Source organism: Acetobacter sp., assembly GCF_047721705.1.
Classification (GTDB): Bacteria; Pseudomonadota; Alphaproteobacteria; order Acetobacterales; family Acetobacteraceae; genus Acetobacter.
The window spans coordinates 1-17050 of record NZ_JBDNXK010000045.1; the positions used below are offsets into that span (position 1 = coordinate 1).

Genomic DNA, 17050 nt, shown 5'->3' on the forward strand with positions numbered 1-17050 from the left:
ATTTAATGTTTAATTTTGTTTCCGTCCAATTGTGTGGTTGTCAGTAAGGGCCGGATACGCAGGGTGGGATCTCACAGGTGTGAGATGGTTGGCAAGTTCTTCCTGTGGTAAAATTCCGAATGCGGTTTTCCATTCAGTTTCTCTGTTGCGTTTCAGAAAAGCGAAATTGCGTCATAGAGAGAGTGCATGTGAAAGCTGGCATTGAAATTTTTGATTGTGATGAGTTCAATATTTCATGAAAGAAATTGAAGAAAATATTCAGGATCACTCTTCTCTCATCAGAAATTCTGGACTCTTCGAACCAGATTGGTACCGTGCCCACCTGCCGCAAGCGGATCGTGACATTGATGATCTTATCGCGCACTTTCTGTATGAAGGTACAAAACGCCAGCTCGATCCGGGGCCTCTTTTTGATACGTCCGAGTATCTGCTTCGCAACTGGCAGCTTGTGCCGGGTCGCGATAATGCACTGCTGCATTACCTTACGCATGGCATCGTAGAAGGGTGTAAGGCCCAGGGTGTTCATGATCGTGCTTTACACAATGATCAGAATAAAACGGCTCCCACCGTGCTCGCTTCTTTTCCAGCGCCTTCACTGCGTGTTGCTATAGCCATTCACGTTTTTTACATCGATGTTCTTGAGAAGAATATTCTTCCTCGGCTGAAGCATTTTCCGGGAGATCCTTCGTTTCTCATAACAACAGATACAGAGGAAAAATATTTACAGATAAAGAAATTTTTTGAACGGGAATTTCCTGAGCATAGGGTCTTTATCCGTGTTGCGCCAAATCGTGGGCGGAATTTTGGTCCATTGCTGTCCACTTGGCGTCACGCTCTGCTGCAGCATGATCTGCTGCTGCATATCCATACCAAGAAATCTCTTTACACAGGTACGGAACAACATGAGTGGCGCGATACGCTGCTTGATTCATTATTGCCGACACCTGAAGGTATTGCCGGCATCCTCGAGCATTTTTCAGAAGATGAAACTGTTGGTGTGTTGCAACCAGCCCCCGGACCCACAGTTCCGTGGTGGGCATGGACTTGGCTTGCCAACAAGCATGTGGCGCAACCTCTGTTAGAGCGGCTCTCCATTGTATCCCCTAATGGATATTTCGATTATCCGGCGGGCGGTATGTTCTGGGCGCGTGTGGAAGCGCTCAGACCTTTACTGGAAATCCCATGGAAATCAGAAGATTTTCCCGAAGAATCCGGCCAGATGGACGGCACGTTGGCGCACGTCGTGGAGCGGTGCATTTCACTTGTCGCGCGCTCGACTGGTTATCGTATGGATGAATATGACCGTGAGGCCGGTCTTGTCCGTATCGGATATGGACGTAAAAATCTCGATCTTTATGAGCGTATAACGCAGAAAAATCTTTTTCAGGATATAAAAGAATCCGAAACGGTCTCATTTGATCTGTTCGATACGCTGCTCACACGCATCGCCCTGACTCCTGACACGATCCATTTTACCGTTGCTGATCGTCTGGCCCGTGAATTTCCGGCACTTATACCGTCTGGGTCCGATTTCGTGACACTGCGGAAGGAAGCGGAGCATAGGGCGCGTCAGAAGCACTTTGAGACGGATGATGTAACTCTGCATGATATTTACAAGGCGTTTTGTGAAATATTAGAATGGCCGGATGAGGTTCTGCATTTTGCGCAAAGAGAAGAGGTGCGGATTGATCAGCAGGTCCTCCGTCCCCGTCCCGTTGTCATCGAGGCTCTCCGTTTCGCGCACGAGAATGGCAAGAGAACTCTGATTGTCAGTGATACTTTCCTTACACGCAAAGAACTCGATCCGATTCTTGAGCAGGCAGGCATTCTCTCTCTGGTTGATGAAATCTATCTTTCGTCCGAGCGGTTGGGACGAAAAGATCGCGGAGATATGTGGGATCTTCTGATTGCCTGCGAAGATACGAAAACACTTCTGCATGTTGGAGACAATGAGCAGGCCGATATCCAGCGCACTGCCGACCTGAAGATTCGCCATCATCATGTGCTGTCCGGTCTCAACATGCTGCGTCTTTCCCCGATGGCACCTTTCGTGTTTGACAGTCTCACCAGTCCTTCTGGAGAAAGTTCCATACATGCTCAGCAACGTCGTCTTGCGGGCGATGTCCTTCTCGGTCCTCTGGTTGCTGAACTGTTCGGGTCACCCTTTCTCACACCGCACACCCCTGGCAGTCAGGCTGCGAGCCTTGTTTCACCGATTACTCTGCTTGCGCCAGAGACCGCAGGGCGTGTTCTGCTTGGCCCGCTTCTGATGACTTTTCTGGCCAGACTCGTGCTTCATCCAGCCCTTTCCAAAGTTGAGCGGATATTTTTCCTGTCACGAGAAGGGTTTTTCCTTTCTCGCCTTTACAGTCATCTGCGTAAAAACTGGTTGCCGCACCTACCTGAAGCGACGGTTTTCCCAGTCTCGCGACGTGTCGCCATCTCGGCAGCACAGTCTCTCGCGTTTGATCCCGATATTCTCATTCACAGTGGTGATGGATATCACGGCACCATGGCGGCGCTTCTGGAAGCACGGCTGAATGTGGTTCTGCCTCCTGATGATCCGTTGCATGACATGGCGATACGTCTGCCCGACGACCGCGCCACGGTGCGTGCCATGACATTACTGCTGAAAGATACCATCCTCGCACAGGCAGAATTGTCTCGCAGCGGCTTGCAGGCATGGGCAACATCTCAGGGTATCAGTGCGGGCTCTTCGATGCGCTACGGCGTTGTCGATATCGGGTATGGCGGCACGATACAGCGCCACCTTCAGACAGTGCTCGGTTTACCTCTGTGTGGCTTCTACATGGCGGCAGAACCGGGAGCCCAGCGTGTGGAGGAGACAGGTGGACTGGCATTCGGGTTGCTGGCGGCTGGAGAAAAAGCCGTTGCGTTTCGACATGCCTACTCGATTTTTCTTGAGGCGATTTTTACCGCGCCGCATGGTCAGGTCATTGGTTATGAGACTACCTGTGAGCCTCCATCTCCCCTTTTTGCTTGCCCGGGGCTTAGTCAGGAAAATTTTGACATGCTCACACGTCTCGTGGACGGCGCAGAGCATTATCTGGCCGATCTGCTTGAGAGCTACGGAACCGAGATCCTTTCTGCCCTGCTGCATGGTGACGAGGCGGCTCTGGGGCCTCTCAGGGCGATGAAGGAAGGCGCGATCACGCTTTCTCCCGAGATTGCTCAGGCGCTTTTCACAGAAGACGCTTTCTGCGGCCGATGTGAGGTCAGCGCTGTGCTCTGATGGGTTTATGAAAGAGGAGAGGCGTTCTTCGTCAAAAAAAGTTCAGAAAATGGAAAAAGGGGGATTGCATAATGAACGCCCCTTTTTTATAAGCCGCCCACGACGCACCCGTAGCTCAATTGGATAGAGCACCAGACTACGAATCTGGGGGTTAGAGGTTCGAGTCCTTTCGGGTGCGCCATTCTCCCTTCTATAATTTTTCGAATTGACGCCTTCTTGGCTCTCCGGCGGGTTCCACTTGTGCGTGGACACTCCGAATGCGTGTGCGGTTCTCTGATTACGAGAAGAAGGCGTATCGCCGCCTTCCGTCTTACGGAACTGGCGGGGTGTCCTGAGCCTCTTCTTCCTCCATGATGACGCCTTCCGTTTCCTCAAGGGGAGCGGGTGCCTGTGCCAGCAGATCAACGCCACCGGGGAGTGGGTTTTTGGGGGATGTGGGCATATCACCCATCAGTTCTTCGCGCCGTGGCAGATCGTTGAGGCTCTTTAGCCCGAAATGGCGCAGAAAGTCGGGTGTCGTACCCCAGAGCACCGGACGTCCGGGGACTTCCTTGCGTCCTCTTGGCGCAACCAGCGATTCTTCGATGAGCGTGTCGAGAATGTTCTGATTCACGCTTACGCCACGGATTTCTTCCATCTCGGCGCGCGTGCAGGGCTGGTGATAGGCGATGATCGCCAGCGTTTCCATGGTGGCGCGCTGAAGCCGTCGCGGTTTCGGCATGACACGCGTAAGGCGCGGCGCGAGGTCTGCCGCCGTGCGGAACTGCCAGCCTCCGGCTACCTCTATGGGCTGGACGCCCCGTCCCTCATAGCGTTGGACGAGTGTGCTCAGCACGGTGCGCACATAGGCCCCAATATCCTCGACGCTTTCCGGAATAAGATTCTGCCCTTCCAGCAGCCCGAGAATACTGCGTGCGCTGACCGGGTCCGTGCTGGCGAAGATCATCGCCTCGACGACGCGCACGGCCTCATCGGATGGCGTGATGATTGCTGCAACCGCCTCCGACGATACAGGGGGCGCACTTTCATGCGGCAGAACGCTCTCGGATTGGTCGTTCACACATCCTCCTCGTGCGGCTTGAGCATGATGCGCCCGAATGCCTCGTCCTGTTTCAGTTCCACCATGCCGCTTTTCGCCAACTCCAGTCCGGCGATCAGCGTGCCCGCCATGGCCGCGCGCCGGATGCGCACGCCTTCCACCTCATCCGTTCCTTCCGGCAGGTCGGGCAGGAAGCTGTCGAGCGCGTTCCATCCCGGTGGCGTATTGCCGAGCAGCTTGCGCAGCCGCGCCAATGCATCCTGCACCGTCCAGAACCGGATGGTACGCGGCGTATAGATTCGGTGCTTCGCCGTGCGGCGAATGACGGCCATGTAAGCGCGCATCAACTGCGGCAGATCGAGAGCAAGGCCGGAGCGGTCGATCTCGACCAGTTCCTCGCTCTCGCCACGAGCGAAAACATCCCGTTTCAGCTGGGGGCGTGCGGCAAGCCATTCGGATGCGGCATTGATTCGCGCCAGTTCCTCCAGTCGCGCGGCCAGAAGCTCGGCAGCGTCCTCGGCTTCCGCATCCGGTCCGCCATCTTCAGGCGGCAGGAGCAGACGGGACTTCAGCCATGTCAGCCATGCCGCCATGACCAGCCAGTCGGCAGCGAGTTCGAGCCGGATGGTGCGGGCGGATTCGACGACAGCGAGATATTGTTCGACCAGTTGCAGGATCGAGATTTTCGCCAGATCGACTTTCTGTGCCCGCGCGAGATCGAGCAGCAGGTCCAGCGGTCCATCGAAGCCGTCCAGATGCAGGAGCGGAGAGCGGAGTTCGCCCTCCGGTTCCTGGGCCCGGGTCTGGTCGTCAGGGACGGAGGACGTTGCAGGCATGTCCATGTTCACGCAGCCCGTCACAGAACGCCCGTGCCGACGCGATGCTGTCGAAGCCCCGCGTGCGCAGACGATAGAAGATCGCATTGGTGTGGACGGTCTTCTCGATTACGGGCGTATGTGCGGCAAAGAGTGCGGGTGACACGGCCTTGAGGCGGTCCCATTCCTTGCGGGCGGCATCTTCCGAGTTGAGTGCGGCAAGCTGCACGCCATACGGGCCGCCGGTCGCTGCAACATGTTCTGCTGGCGCAGATGTTTCAGCTTTTTCCGTCGCCGCGGCAGGCTGCTTGCGGACCTTTACCGGAGCCGCGGGTTTCTCTGCTTCCTTCTCCAGCGCGGGTTCGTTGGCAGCAGGTTCCTCGATCACGCTGTCCGCACCCTTGGCTGCGCTCGCGGGAGGAGGCGTCGTGTCTTCCGTTGCCGGCAGAGCACTTCCCGCGACCGGTCCGGCGCCATTTTCGTCTGCTCCGGTCTGGGGGGCGGCCTTGTCAGCCGCGGCACCAGCGGGAGCGACGTCTTCTTTGCTGGTCTCGGGTGCTTCATCCTTGGCTGCGGCGCCGTAACGCGCGGCGAGGGCTGCGGGGTTCGGCTGTTCCGGCGCGGGCGCGAGCTTCGTGTTGCCCTGCTGCTCGGTTTCCACCGGGCCGGGCATCATGTCGTTCACTTCCATGCCACCGGGATCAAGCGGCTTCTCACGAATCGGCTCGGCAGGCGGCCCGAACACCGGGATACCCCCCTGATGGTGCCCGATCAGTTTCCATCCGCCGATGCCGACCAGCAGCAACGCACCGAGACCGGCGGCTCCGAAGGTCAGCAGCCGCGTCGTCTTGTCCGCAGGCAGCAGGGAAGCGAGGGCAAAACCTTTTCTGCCCTTACGGGGAGTGGACAGATCGTCATCGTAATCCGTCGCCATGCGCTCGCGGGCGCGGCTGAGGCGATCCTCATGCGGATCAGGGGGCGGTGCATCGTTCACTGTCATCGCATTTCCTCCACAGGTTCCACACCCATGACAGCCAGACCGGAGCGGATGGTCATCGCCGTCGCGGCCACCAGCGCGACACGGGCAAGCGTGCCCTCACGGTCGTTTTCCTGCAGGAAGCGCAGGCTTGTCTCGTCGCGGCCCCGGTTCCACAGCGCATGGAAGTCGGCGGCCAGATCACCCAGATAGAAGGCGATGCGGTGCGGTTCGCGGGCCGCCGCAGCACCTTCGACCGTGCGCGGCCAGCTTGCGATCCGGCGCAGTAGCGCAATCTCGGCGTCGGCGCTGAGTGCTGCGAGGGAGACCGTCTCCAACCCGGCGGGCGTGACGGTTTCCGCACCCAGCATCTCTTCGGCGGCACGCAGAACCGAGCGGCAGCGGGCATGGGCATACTGCACATAGAACACCGGATTGTCGCGTGTCTGCGCCACCACGGCGTCCAGATCGAACTCCATCTGCGCGTCGCTCTTGCGTGTCAGCATGGTGAAGCGCACGGCGTCCTTGCCGACTTCGTCCAGTAGATCGCTGAGTGTCACGAAGGTGCCAGCACGCTTGGACATGCGGACCGGCTGGCCGTCGCGCACGATATGCACTATCTGGCACAGCGGCACTTCAAGCGGCACCTTGCCGTCCGTCAGTGCTTTCACCGCCGCCTTCATGCGGCTGACATAGCCACCGTGGTCCGCGCCCAGCACGTCAACAAGCACCTGCTCACCGCGCTCGACCTTGTCGAGGTGATAGCCGATGTCATTGGCGAAATAGGTGTTGGTGCCATCCGATTTGCGCAGCGGACGGTCCACGTCATCGCCGAATTCCGTCGAGCGGAACAGCGTCTGCGGGCGGGCTTCCCAGTCGTCAGGTAGCTTGCCCTTGGGTGGCTCCAGCACGCCTTCGTAAAGCAGACCTTTGGCCTCGAGCATCTTGATGGCGCGGTCGGTCACACCATCCGCCAGCACCTTCGCTTCGGAGGTGAACACATCGTGCTTCACGCCGAGGGTCAGCAGATCCTCGCGGATGCCGTCCATCATGCGGGCGACGGCGAAATCCTTGACCAGCGTGAACCATTTCTCGACGGGCGCAGGCTTTGCGCCGTCCTCGGCGAGGGAAGTCCCGTGTTCTTCGGCCAGCGCCTGCCCGATGGGAATCAGATACTCGCCCTGATATTGCAGACCATTCGGGGTGATGGCGTTGAATGCCTCGGCATCCATCGTCGAGCCGATGGCCTGAAGGTAACGCCAGTAGGTGGCCCACGCTAATGCCGCGACCTGATTGCCCGCGTCGTTAATGTAGAATTCCTTGGTGACGTTGTAGCCAGCCTTGTCCAACAGGTTGGCCAGCGCGTCACCGACGACTGCACCGCGACAGTGACCGACATGGATCGGGCCGGTCGGGTTGCAGGAGACGTATTCGACGTTGACCTTCGTGTCCGCACCCATCTGCGAATCGCCGAATGATTCGCCTGCCTTCAGCACGGCAGGGACAATGCCGCGCAGCACGTCTGGATCGAGCGTGATGTTGACGAAGCCCGGGCCAGCCGCTTCCGCCGCTGCGATTCCTTCAACGCTGAGAAGCGATGTCGCCAGATCTGCTGCTATGTCGGCGGGTTTGCGCCGCGCCGGTTTCGCTGCGATCAGCGCCGCGTTGGTGGCCATGTCGCCGTGAGCGGGATCACGCGTCGGCGTCAGTTCCACGCGGGCAAGGCTCTCCTCCCCGATCTCCGGCACGACACGGCGCAGGATCTCCAGCACATGCGTGCGGTAGCGTTGGAACAGACAGTCGGACATGCGTGCGGGCTCCCCCTTTGTTCGGCGGATGACGTCATACAGCGCAATGACGGGAAACGCGACTGTCCGATGATGAAAGAGACGAAGAGAAGTGGTCAGGCCGGTTCGGTTGCGAGTTCATCTCCGAAGCCACCGGCAGTGCGAAAAAACGCGCGCAACAGTTCAAGAAAGGCGCGGACGTTGGCGTTCGATTGCTGGCGCGGCAGCATGACGGCGTAGAGATCGACCTTTTCGCCGTAAAAATTGGGGAGAATACGCTGCAGACGGCCATTGGCGATGTCCTGATGAACGTCGCTGAGAAGTTTGTAGGCGATGCCGCGCCCCGATACAGCCCAGTCATGGATGATTTCGCAGTTGGTGCTGGACAGTTTCGGGCTGACCGTCACCACATGCTTTTCGTCTCCGTTGCCCACCGCCCATTTGTTGATGACCGTCATGGTTTTCTGACGGCGGATGCAGAGGCAGTCATATTTGGCGAGATCGTCCGGATGAGTGGGAAGCGGACGATCCGCGAAATAGGCGGGCGAGGCGCACAACACCCGGCGGGTGGTGGCGAGCAGCGTGACAATGGAGCCGGGCGTGTCCGGCATACCGAGGCGGATGTTGATATCCAGACCGTCACCGGCGTCATGAATGCCTTCACTGGCAAGGACAAGACTGATCTGGAGCTGCGGATAACGGTCGCTGAACGCTTCGATGAAAGGGGCGATCTGGCGGCGACCAAGTTCCATGGGCGCACCGACGATCAGGCTGCCCTGCGGCTCGCTGCTGGAAGAGGCGATGTCGTTTTCCAGCCTGTCGATTTCAGCGGCAATCAGCAGCGAACGTTCGTAATAGGTCTGTCCTGCTTCGCTGAGACGGAACATGCGCGTGGTGCGGATGATGAGCGTCACACCGAGGCGTGCTTCAAGATTGGCGAGTTTTCGGGAGATGGCGGCCGGAGACGTGCCAACGGCCCGGGCGGTGGCGGTTATGCTGCCAGCCTCGACCAGCCCGATGAAAAACCTCAGATCGCCGACTTCACCCTGCATCCTGCGGCTCCATTGTTGCTCCTGATGAAAAAGCGTTTTGTCAATAAGACCGCTACCGCTTCACCATCTCTTGATCGCATGTTCATGCTCGAAGCAGAGGAGTTTATGACGTGAACATGATGCAGACGAAAAGTGCTTTCTCGACAAAAGAGACCGGCAATGCCGATGTCCTTGAGAAGAAGAATGCACCGGCAGAGCTGACTGGAGAGGCGTTAAAAAAAGCACTCATCGGCACATGGGAGCTCGTTTCCTATCAGGTCGAACTGCAGGAAACCGGCGAATTCATCGACGCGATGGGCACCACGCCCCGTGGTCGTGTCATCTTTACCCCCGATAACTGGGTCGCTTTCAATCTTGAAGGCAGCAACCGTCAGATGCCGGAAACGGAAGAAGACCGCGCGGCTCTCCTCAACACGCTGGTGGCTTATATCGGACGCTATCGAATCGAGGGCAACCAGTGGGTGACAACGGTTGAAACCGCTTGGGCGCCACAGTGGGTCGGCACGGAGCAGCGTCGCACGGTGACCACGGATGGTGAATTCTCGAATGTCATTACCCCGTGGCGGAAAATGCCGAACTGGGGTGGCGGCAAGATGTCCCGCAGCATCATCCGCTTCCGCCGCGCCGACTGATCTTCTCTTTCTGCTGAGCCGACTGCCGCGTCGTCTGTCTTACCGACGACGTGCGGCGGCGGCTTTGGCGGCAATGCCCGCCAGATGACGCCGACAGAGCAGCATGTCCATTGCGCCGGTCTGCTTGCAGGCAAACTCGAAAGCCTGTGTCCGTTGCGCCAGATCGAGCAGCGCGGGCAGGGACCACAGATCAAGCGCGCGTTCAAATCCCTGTTGTTTCTTGAAGAAAACAGGTGGCCGGAGCGTTTTCATGGCGTCCGACCGACTCATGCCGCGCTCCATTTCCGCCTTCACACGACGCAATCGACCAAGGTGGCTGAGCAATACGCGGGCCACGGCAATGGGATTGGCTCCCTCCGACAGGGCGCGTTCCAGAGCGAGATCGGCTCCTGTCCGGTCGCCCTCCATGGCGAGAAAAATGGCGTCATCCACGGATGCCGATCCGGAATCGCCGATACAGAGTTGCAGGTCTTCAAACGTCAGCTCACCGTTCTCACCTGCGTAAAGCGCCAGTTTTTCGACTTCGTTGCGGACGCCAGCGCGATCCGCGCCCAAACGTCCCACAAGCCATGCAAGCGCATCCGACGCGATTCGCACGTGCCGTTCATCCAGCATCCGACGCACCGATGCCTCAAGGGCGCGGCCTTCTTCCGGGTAACAGCCGATGGATGCGGAGTCACTACGACTTTCCGCCAGTTTTCGCAGTTTGCCCCGTGCGGGCAGCGCGCCCGACTCCATGATGATCAGGCTGTTGCTCTGACCGTCGAGAACGGCATTGACTGCCGTTGCGAGACCGTCCGTGGCTTCACGAACCCAGACGACCCGTCGACCCCCATCGAGCGAGAGGGCTGTGGCCTCTTCCTCGAAGCGCGGATGATCGTCTCTGGCGAGGAGGGACACGCGGAATGGGTCATCCAGCGAGCCGGCCGCCTTTTTCGTCAGATTGGCCGCATGTTCTCGAATCAGGCCGCTGTCATCGCCATGCAGTAGCACGAAGCGCCAGGAATCGGGCGCTCCCAGCACTTTGCCGATCGAACGGGTGTCGATCTTCACCATGACTGGTGGGAACTATTGCTGCGTAGGGTCGTCATCGTTCGGATCGAGACGCCCGGTTGCCATCGCAGGCACGCCATCGTCTCCCGCACGTTCCATCGGCTGCTGGTCGCTCGATCGTGGAATGGCGTCGCTGTTGGGATAAAGAACTGCGGCAGCCTTGTGGCTGGTGGCAGGAGCCGTCTGCGTTTCGAACCAGGTCGCGATCTGCTGGGTCACCTCTTCGGCCAGCGTTTTCGCGATGCGGCCTTGCATCGTTTCCATGTTCAGGTTCTGAGCGAAATATTGTTCGAAGGTGTTGTTGATACCATCCAGTGTGGACACATCACCCTGTGCAAGAAGCTGCGGCGAGACGCCAACAGTATAGAGTGCCCAGTGTGCGCGGCCCACGGCGCGAGAGCGACCGGATGTGTTGTCCAGATGGATATCAAGTGCTTCCATGCTTATGCTGGGATTGACTTGCAACGTGTAGGCATCCGGATCTTCTGGCCCGGCTCCTGACAGTTCCTGTTGCAACGCCAGACGCATCTGCTGTCCGAATCGATCCGGCATACTGGCGACGTAGATACGCTTCAGCTTTTCACTGACTCCAGGATGGGCCTTCGTGTCTTCATAAAGCGGATGGAAGCCACAGCCTGAAAGCGCGAGGGGCGCGGTCAGCAAAGCGAGGGCAAGCCAACCTGCCCGCTGACTGCGGCCTGCGCTGCTCATGATTTCGCCACCACGAAATTGACGATGCGGTTCGGCACATGGATGCGCTTGACGATCTGCTGGCCTTCCAGCAAGCGCGCCACGTTCGGCTCGGCTTCGGCGCGGGCGATCACCGCGTCTGCCGCCTCGTCTGGCTCGGCTTCGATCGTGCCGCGCAGTTTGCCCATGATCTGCACCGCCAGCTTGACGCGGGTGACGGCCAGCAGCGCGGGATCGGCTTCCGGCCATGCCTGCTGGGCCACCAGCCCTTTGCCGGGCTCCAGTGTGGCGAACAGCTCTTCAGCCAGATGCGGCATCATCGGCGCGGTCAGCAGGCAGAGCGTGCGGGCGGCCTCACGACGGGCGAACGCCATACCGTCTTCACCGGCCTTCTTCTCGGCATCGGCGAGGGCGGAGGTCAGCTCATGCAGACGTGCGACGGCGACGTTCACAGTAAAGGCTTCCAGCGCTTCCGTCACAGCAGCGATGGTGCGATGCGTCGTGCGACGGAGTGTATCGACCGCTTCTGGCATGTCGCCTGCGGACGGCGCGGCATCGACCGGGCAGCTTGCGGCAACCTGCTTCACGATGCGGAACAGGCGCTGCACGAAACGACCGGACCCGGCGACACCGGCTTCCGTCCACTCCATGTCGCGTTCCGGCGGGCTGTCAGACAACACGAACCAGCGGGCCGTATCCGCGCCGAAACGGTCGATGATGGCGACCGGCGCGACCGTGTTGCGCTTGGATTTCGACATCTTCTCGACGCGACCGATGGTGACCGGCTCACCCGTCTCGTGGTGCGTCGCGCCTGTGCCAGTGCGCACGACCTCTTCCGGATAGAGCCACGCGCCGTTCACGTCCTTGTAGCTCTCATGGTTCACCATGCCCTGTGTGAACAGGCCGGAGAACGGCTCGGAGACGTCGAGATAGCCGGTGGCCTTCATCGCCTTGGTGAAGAAGCGGGCATAGAGCAGATGCAGGATCGCATGCTCGATGCCGCCGATATACTGATCCACGGCCAGCCAGCCGTCAGCCGCCGCCTTGTTGGTCGGCGTGGCGGCGTGCGGCGCTGTGAAGCGGGCGAAATACCACGAGCTGTCCACGAACGTGTCGAACGTATCGGTCTCGCGCGTCGCGGGCTTGCCGCATTTCGGGCAGTCCACATGCTTCCATGTCGGGTGATGGTCGAGCGGATTGCCGGGGCGGTCGAACGTCACGTCCTCCGGCAGTTCGACCGGAAGCTGCTCGTCCGGCACGGGAACCGCGCCACAGGCCTCGCAGTGAATGACGGGAATCGGGCAACCCCAGTAACGCTGACGGGACACGCCCCAGTCGCGCAGACGCCAGTTCACCACGCCGGTGCCGACGCCGAGTCCTTCCAGACGCTGGATGGCTTCCTTCCGGGCTTCGTCCGTGGTCAGGCCATTGAGGAAGCCCGAATTGATCATGGTGCCGTCGCCGGTCCACGCCTTGTCGGTGATGGTGAAGCTGTCCTGCGTCTCGCCAGCGGGCAGGACAACGGGAACGACCGGCAGATGGTATTTGTGCGCGAAGTCGAGATCGCGCTGGTCGCCGGAGGGGCAGCCAAACAGGGCGCCGGTACCGTAATCCATCAGCACAAAATTCGCGATCCAGACCGGGAAAGTGGCATCCGGCAGGAAGGGATGGCTGACCTTCAGGCCAGTATCGAAACCGCGCTTCTCGGCTGTTTCAACGGCCTCCACCGAAGTACCCATGCGGCGACATTCAGCGATGAATTTAGCGGCTTCCGGATTGGTCTCGGCGACCTTGGCGGCCAGCGGGTGATCCGCCGCGATGGCGAGAAATGACATACCGAACAGCGTGTCCGGGCGCGTGGTGAAGACCTCGACCGCGTTCAGATCTTCATTGAAACCGGTAGGCGGGTGCGCCAGCGGGAAGCGCAGGCGGGCACCATCGGAGCGGCCGATCCAGCGCTCCTGCATGGTGCGGACGCGCTCCGGCCAGCGATCCAGAGTTTTGAGGCTGTCCAGCAGGTCCGGCGCGAACTGTGTGATCTTCAGGAACCACTGCGAGAGCTTCTTTTTCTCGATGGGCGCGCCCGAGCGCCAGCCCTTGCCGTCTACGACCTGCTCGTTGGCCAGAACCGTATTATCGATCGGATCCCAGTTGACCCAGGACTCACGACGGTCGACGAGACCGGCTTTCAGGAAGTCGAGGAAGATCTTCTGCTGCTTGCCGTAATAATCCGGCAGGCAGGTGGCAATCTCGCGGTCCCAGTTCAGGGAAAAACCGAGACGCTTCAGCGTCTCACGCATCGCGGCGATATTGGCGAGCGTCCATTCCTTCGGGTGCACGCCACGTTCGCGGGCAGCGTTCTCGGCGGGTAGGCCGAAGGCGTCCCAGCCCATCGGGTGCAGCACGGAAAAACCGCGTGCGCGCTTGTAGCGGGCAACAACATCGCCCAGCGCGTAATTGCGGACATGGCCCATGTGAAGCTGCCCCGACGGATAAGGGAACATCTCCAGCACGTAGTATTTCGGCTTATCGGCAGGCGGCACGTCAGGGACGGTGAACACCCCTTCCTTGTCCCATTCCTGTTGCCAACGGGTCTCCACCGAGCGGAAATCGTAGCTTTCGGGGGTATCGTCGGCAGTCATGATGGCATCGGTCCGAAGGAAGGAATTCAGGAAAATATCAGGAAGCATTCATGGAAAGACGTCAGCGTTCTGGCCGTCCTTCCATGAATTGACGACAGCTATCAGTTGTCGCGATTTCCGTTGTCAGCGCGCAACTTGCGAGCGCGGGCAAGAATCTTCGAGGTGATATCGGAAGCTGTGTTGGCCGCCGGGGGAATGTCCACCCACTGGCCATCTTCATACACCTGACGGAAGACACTGACCCGAAGCGCGTCCGAGCGCAGACGTTTATCCAGCACATAGGCCGTGATCTTGAATCGCTCGTTCTTGGCTGCTGGCGGAATATACCAGTCGGTGAGAATAAAGCCGCCGACCGCGTCAGCAGAAGAAATGGGCATGAAAGAAAGGGTGTCGAGTGTGCCGCGCCAGAGATAGGCGTTCACACCGCCGCCTAACTGATCGTCGCCGCCTGTCGCGCTGCGATCTTCTTTCAGAAGATGATTGCGTGGCGCCGTAAGGTCGCTGGCCTTGTCGCCGCCGGAGCAGGCCGTGAGGCTCAGGGCCAGTGCGAGAACGGGCGCGAAACGGATTGCGCGGACAGACATGGGAAAATCCTGACTAACGCGAGTGGTGACCATTGGGTGCTGCGACTCCTGTAACAAGACCCGCCACCTGTCCCCACCGGACGAGTTTCCTCTGGCTTCAGGACACGGAAGAACTGGGCGCGACTGAGGCGCTTTCATATCTTGTTGCGGGGGTCTCGCCAAGCATCTGCCTGTTTTTGTCTGTCGGAAGTGGCGCTGTGTCCGGGATGCCGCCTGTCCGTAACCAGCCAATAAGTGTTTCAAGCAACGCGGGAGGCAGAAAATCATAATGATTTCTGATCACCGCGAGCGAGAAGGAGGGTTCGATTTTCGCAAGCTGTGCCCGCACGTTGGCCAGTTCGTTAGCTGTATCCCGTCCCGTTGCTTCGTGCAGCGCAACCTGCACGGCAAGATGAAGCGCGAGCATGACGGATCGTGTGGGTGTTGCACAGAGAGCGATGCTCGATCGTTCCAGTGCAGCTTCCGCTTTTCCGCCCAGAAGCAGAATCAGCACGAATTCCATGTCGAAAAGCTCGACGAAAGGATGTGTCGGATGGTGCAACCGGAATGTGTCGAGAGCCTGTGCTGCCGCCTCGGGTTCATTGTCGATAAGGGCCGCGTAAGCCTCAAGTAGCAGCAGGGTTCCATTGGCTGGCGACTGACTTTTTATATCTGAAAGAAGTCTGTGCGCCGCCGCGCGTTCCGGTGGGAAGTCGAGCAGAAGTCGGGCCAGCAGGATTTTGCCCTGCAAACTTTCCGGATAGGCGGTGACCAGTTGCTGCGCCATGGTGACAGCGTCTGTCCGTGCGGTCTCGGATGTTTTCCAGAACTCGCGAAAGCGAATCAGATCGAACAGGGCGGAAATGAGCAGAAGAAACGGATGATCCGCATCGCGGTGGCGCGCGCTTTGCAGGAGCTCTTCAATCAGAGAAAACTTCTCTGGATCTTTCCGGTTGATCAGGGAGAAGGCTCTTAAAGCCGCTTCTGTAGGAGTCAGTTCTTCTATGCCGCGATTGGCGGAATTTCGTGCTTCTGCCATTGCAATGCGCCAGCCGATTTCACTCGATACGATGGCAATGATGTCATCCGTATTATGCGCCGTGAGCGTGAAGCGTTCGGCCCAGACAATAATTCCGTCGCGTCGTTCATCCGTAACGCGTACGACAAGCCGATGGATTGGTTCATGCTTGCCGTTTGGCTCGGAACCGGACTGCAATTTCATTCTTACAAGATAGTCGCCCGGCGTTTTCGTGGCGGTGGTAGACGCTGTGCCACTGCCTTGTCGGCTGGATGGGGGGAAAATGGAAAGAAACTCAAACCGGGCCAGACCGATGGATGTTTCTTCCTGCAGATTATCCAGAAACGCGTTGCCCGTGTTTATGGCTCCCATTTGGAAAGGCGCGAATCCGATGGTGGCGACAGCCCGCGCATTCCTGCTCAAAGCCTCACTGGAAACGTTATTGTAGGCATTTTCGGGATTGGCGCTGGCGGGATGACCAAAGATCTGCCCCAGACCAGCGTCTGTGCCTTTTCCAAAATAAGGACTGCCCGATGAGCGCAGTTCCATGATGAGCGCCATGGTCGCCGGTCCCGGCTCGGTGGATAGCGCATCGCGAAATGTGGTGAGGCATTGTTCTGCCGCGAGGAGCGCTGCGCCCGTGTCACCCGAACGACCCAGATCGCGCAGCAGGACTTTCCACGCGCTTTCGTTCAACCGATCCAGACGCAGGATACGGTGTGCCGCGGCGATTCGTTGCTCCGGTTCAGGCAACGTAGCCTGAGCCTGTTCGAGAATGGCGATGAGATGCTGGCGCAGACGATTGCGCTGGCTGGCCAGCCATTCGTCGAGAGCCGGATCGACGCCGTCGAGATCCGTCAGAAGGGCGGCATCTGTTTCCGGCAGCTTGAGGCAGACTGAAGGCGTTGCATTCAGATAACGTTCGGCATCGACGGTGGTGAGGACGGGTTTCAGTGCCAGAGCATGTCGCTGGATATCGAGAACATCAGTGCCGAGCGGGCTCAGCGCTTCCGAAAGCCGATGGATTTCCTGCCGGAGAGAGGCGCGCGCCTGTTCGTCCGAGCGGCGACTCCACAAGAGATGAGCCAGTGTCTTGCGGGTGACGGGACGTCTGTCAGAAAGAGCGAGAATCGCGAGAAGACCGCGGGTTTTGGCGCCAGTGGGTGTCAGGGATGTGCCATCAAGAAGTTTGATGGCCATGGTACCAAGAAGTTCGATGTGCAGAATGGCTGCTTCGGCTTTTCGTAAACCCGGTTTGATTGTACCAAACAGACCCATGTTTCCCAGCTTTCTCTCCGCGGTGCCGCCCGTGCCTGTTGGAGCAGGCGCGTTCGATACCCGTGGATTGTCCTTTTGCTCAAGCGAGTGTGCCCGGAAACAGTTTCGCGGAAATGAATGGCGTTCTGGAAACACACACACTCTTTGCGCAGATGGCTATCTCGGCTGTCAATCGTGTCTTTTTTTTGTGAAAGAACGGCTTCTCTATGGCGTTTTGAGGTAAAAAGCTCAGCATGAGCGCAAAAAACGAAC

At 58.9% G+C, this 17050-nt stretch carries 13 protein-coding genes and 1 tRNA gene; 3 read left to right on the forward strand and 11 right to left on the reverse strand.

The annotated features are described in order from the left end of the window. Positions 1–133 precede the first annotated feature (133 nt). Entirely contained in the window at positions 134–526 is a 393-nt protein-coding gene (locus ABF824_RS09170; RefSeq protein ID WP_415488288.1) for a hypothetical protein, read from the reverse strand. Positions 527–568: 42 nt separating this feature from the next. On the opposite strand from ABF824_RS09170, the gene ABF824_RS09175 reads away from it, so the two are divergent. After that, positions 569–3253, forward strand: a complete 2685-nt coding sequence (locus tag ABF824_RS09175; protein ID WP_415488285.1) for a rhamnan synthesis F family protein — start codon at positions 569–571, stop codon at positions 3251–3253. Between the two features lie 104 nt (positions 3254–3357). Continuing rightward, positions 3358–3434: transfer RNA gene (locus ABF824_RS09180), tRNA-Arg, on the forward strand. A 129-nt stretch (positions 3435–3563) separates the two neighbouring features. Here the strand turns inward: ABF824_RS09180 and scpB are convergent. The 5 genes from scpB to ABF824_RS09205 all read right to left on the reverse strand — a co-directional run bounded on the left by scpB (position 3564) and on the right by ABF824_RS09205 (position 8922). Further along, positions 3564–4313, reverse strand: coding sequence for an SMC-Scp complex subunit ScpB (gene scpB / locus ABF824_RS09185; RefSeq protein ID WP_415488263.1), 750 nt, complete (start codon positions 4311–4313; stop codon positions 3564–3566). Beyond that, complete coding sequence (locus ABF824_RS09190; protein ID WP_415488265.1) at positions 4310–5134, reverse strand: segregation and condensation protein A; 825 nt, start codon at positions 5132–5134, stop codon at positions 4310–4312. Before ABF824_RS09190 ends, scpB begins: the two co-directional genes overlap by 4 nt. Then, entirely contained in the window at positions 5103–6107 is a 1005-nt protein-coding gene (locus ABF824_RS09195; RefSeq protein WP_415488267.1) for an SPOR domain-containing protein, read from the reverse strand. Before ABF824_RS09195 ends, ABF824_RS09190 begins: the two co-directional genes overlap by 32 nt. Continuing rightward, positions 6104–7891: an arginine--tRNA ligase gene (argS, locus tag ABF824_RS09200; protein WP_415488269.1), complete on the reverse strand. Its 1788-nt coding sequence runs from the start codon at positions 7889–7891 to the stop codon at positions 6104–6106. The genes ABF824_RS09195 and argS overlap by 4 nt, the downstream gene beginning before the upstream one ends. A 95-nt stretch (positions 7892–7986) precedes the next feature. Then, on the reverse strand, positions 7987–8922 hold the full coding sequence (locus ABF824_RS09205) for a LysR family transcriptional regulator (RefSeq protein WP_415488270.1): 936 nt from the start codon (positions 8920–8922) through the stop codon (positions 7987–7989). Positions 8923–9038: 116 nt separating this feature from the next. Between ABF824_RS09205 and ABF824_RS09210 the strand changes: the two genes are divergently transcribed. Next, the gene (locus ABF824_RS09210; RefSeq protein ID WP_415488271.1) at positions 9039–9554 is read left to right on the forward strand and encodes a lipocalin-like domain-containing protein; all 516 of its coding nucleotides are present in this window, start codon (positions 9039–9041) and stop codon (positions 9552–9554) included. A gap of 39 nt (positions 9555–9593) precedes the next feature. Here ABF824_RS09210 and holA read toward each other — a convergent pair whose 3' ends face one another. The 5 genes from holA to ABF824_RS09235 all read right to left on the reverse strand — a co-directional run bounded on the left by holA (position 9594) and on the right by ABF824_RS09235 (position 16798). Further along, the gene (gene holA / locus ABF824_RS09215) at positions 9594–10607 is read right to left on the reverse strand and encodes a DNA polymerase III subunit delta (RefSeq protein ID WP_415488286.1); all 1014 of its coding nucleotides are present in this window, start codon (positions 10605–10607) and stop codon (positions 9594–9596) included. A gap of 15 nt (positions 10608–10622) precedes the next feature. Then, entirely contained in the window at positions 10623–11318 is a 696-nt protein-coding gene (locus ABF824_RS09220; protein WP_415488272.1) for a hypothetical protein, read from the reverse strand. Further along, entirely contained in the window at positions 11315–13939 is a 2625-nt protein-coding gene (gene leuS, locus ABF824_RS09225; RefSeq protein WP_415488273.1) for a leucine--tRNA ligase, read from the reverse strand. The genes ABF824_RS09220 and leuS overlap by 4 nt, the downstream gene beginning before the upstream one ends. A gap of 101 nt (positions 13940–14040) precedes the next feature. After that, a complete protein-coding gene (locus tag ABF824_RS09230; RefSeq protein ID WP_415488274.1) occupies positions 14041–14523 on the reverse strand; it encodes a DUF3576 domain-containing protein in 483 nt (160 codons plus the stop codon). A gap of 97 nt (positions 14524–14620) precedes the next feature. Beyond that, positions 14621–16798 (reverse strand): BTAD domain-containing putative transcriptional regulator, encoded by a 2178-nt coding sequence (locus ABF824_RS09235; protein ID WP_415488275.1) that lies wholly within the window; start codon positions 16796–16798, stop codon positions 14621–14623. Positions 16799–17050: the final 252 nt, after the last annotated feature.

Excerpts from the sequence above, each read along its gene's own strand:
- ABF824_RS09220 (WP_415488272.1), bottom strand. The coding sequence starts at position 11,318 with ATGAGCAGCGCAGGCCGCAGTCAGCGGGCAGGTTGGCTTGCCCTCGCT.
- ABF824_RS09170 (WP_415488288.1), bottom strand. The coding sequence starts at position 526 with ATGAACACCCTGGGCCTTACACCCTTCTACGATGCCATGCGTAAGGTA.
- leuS (WP_415488273.1), bottom strand. The coding sequence starts at position 13,939 with ATGACTGCCGACGATACCCCCGAAAGCTACGATTTCCGCTCGGTGGAG.
- ABF824_RS09190 (WP_415488265.1), bottom strand. The coding sequence starts at position 5,134 with ATGGACATGCCTGCAACGTCCTCCGTCCCTGACGACCAGACCCGGGCC.
- argS (WP_415488269.1), bottom strand. The coding sequence starts at position 7,891 with ATGTCCGACTGTCTGTTCCAACGCTACCGCACGCATGTGCTGGAGATC.
- ABF824_RS09195 (WP_415488267.1), bottom strand. The coding sequence starts at position 6,107 with ATGACAGTGAACGATGCACCGCCCCCTGATCCGCATGAGGATCGCCTC.
- ABF824_RS09235 (WP_415488275.1), bottom strand. The coding sequence starts at position 16,798 with ATGGGTCTGTTTGGTACAATCAAACCGGGTTTACGAAAAGCCGAAGCA.
- ABF824_RS09210 (WP_415488271.1), top strand. The coding sequence starts at position 9,039 with ATGATGCAGACGAAAAGTGCTTTCTCGACAAAAGAGACCGGCAATGCC.
- ABF824_RS09230 (WP_415488274.1), bottom strand. The coding sequence starts at position 14,523 with ATGTCTGTCCGCGCAATCCGTTTCGCGCCCGTTCTCGCACTGGCCCTG.
- ABF824_RS09205 (WP_415488270.1), bottom strand. The coding sequence starts at position 8,922 with ATGCAGGGTGAAGTCGGCGATCTGAGGTTTTTCATCGGGCTGGTCGAG.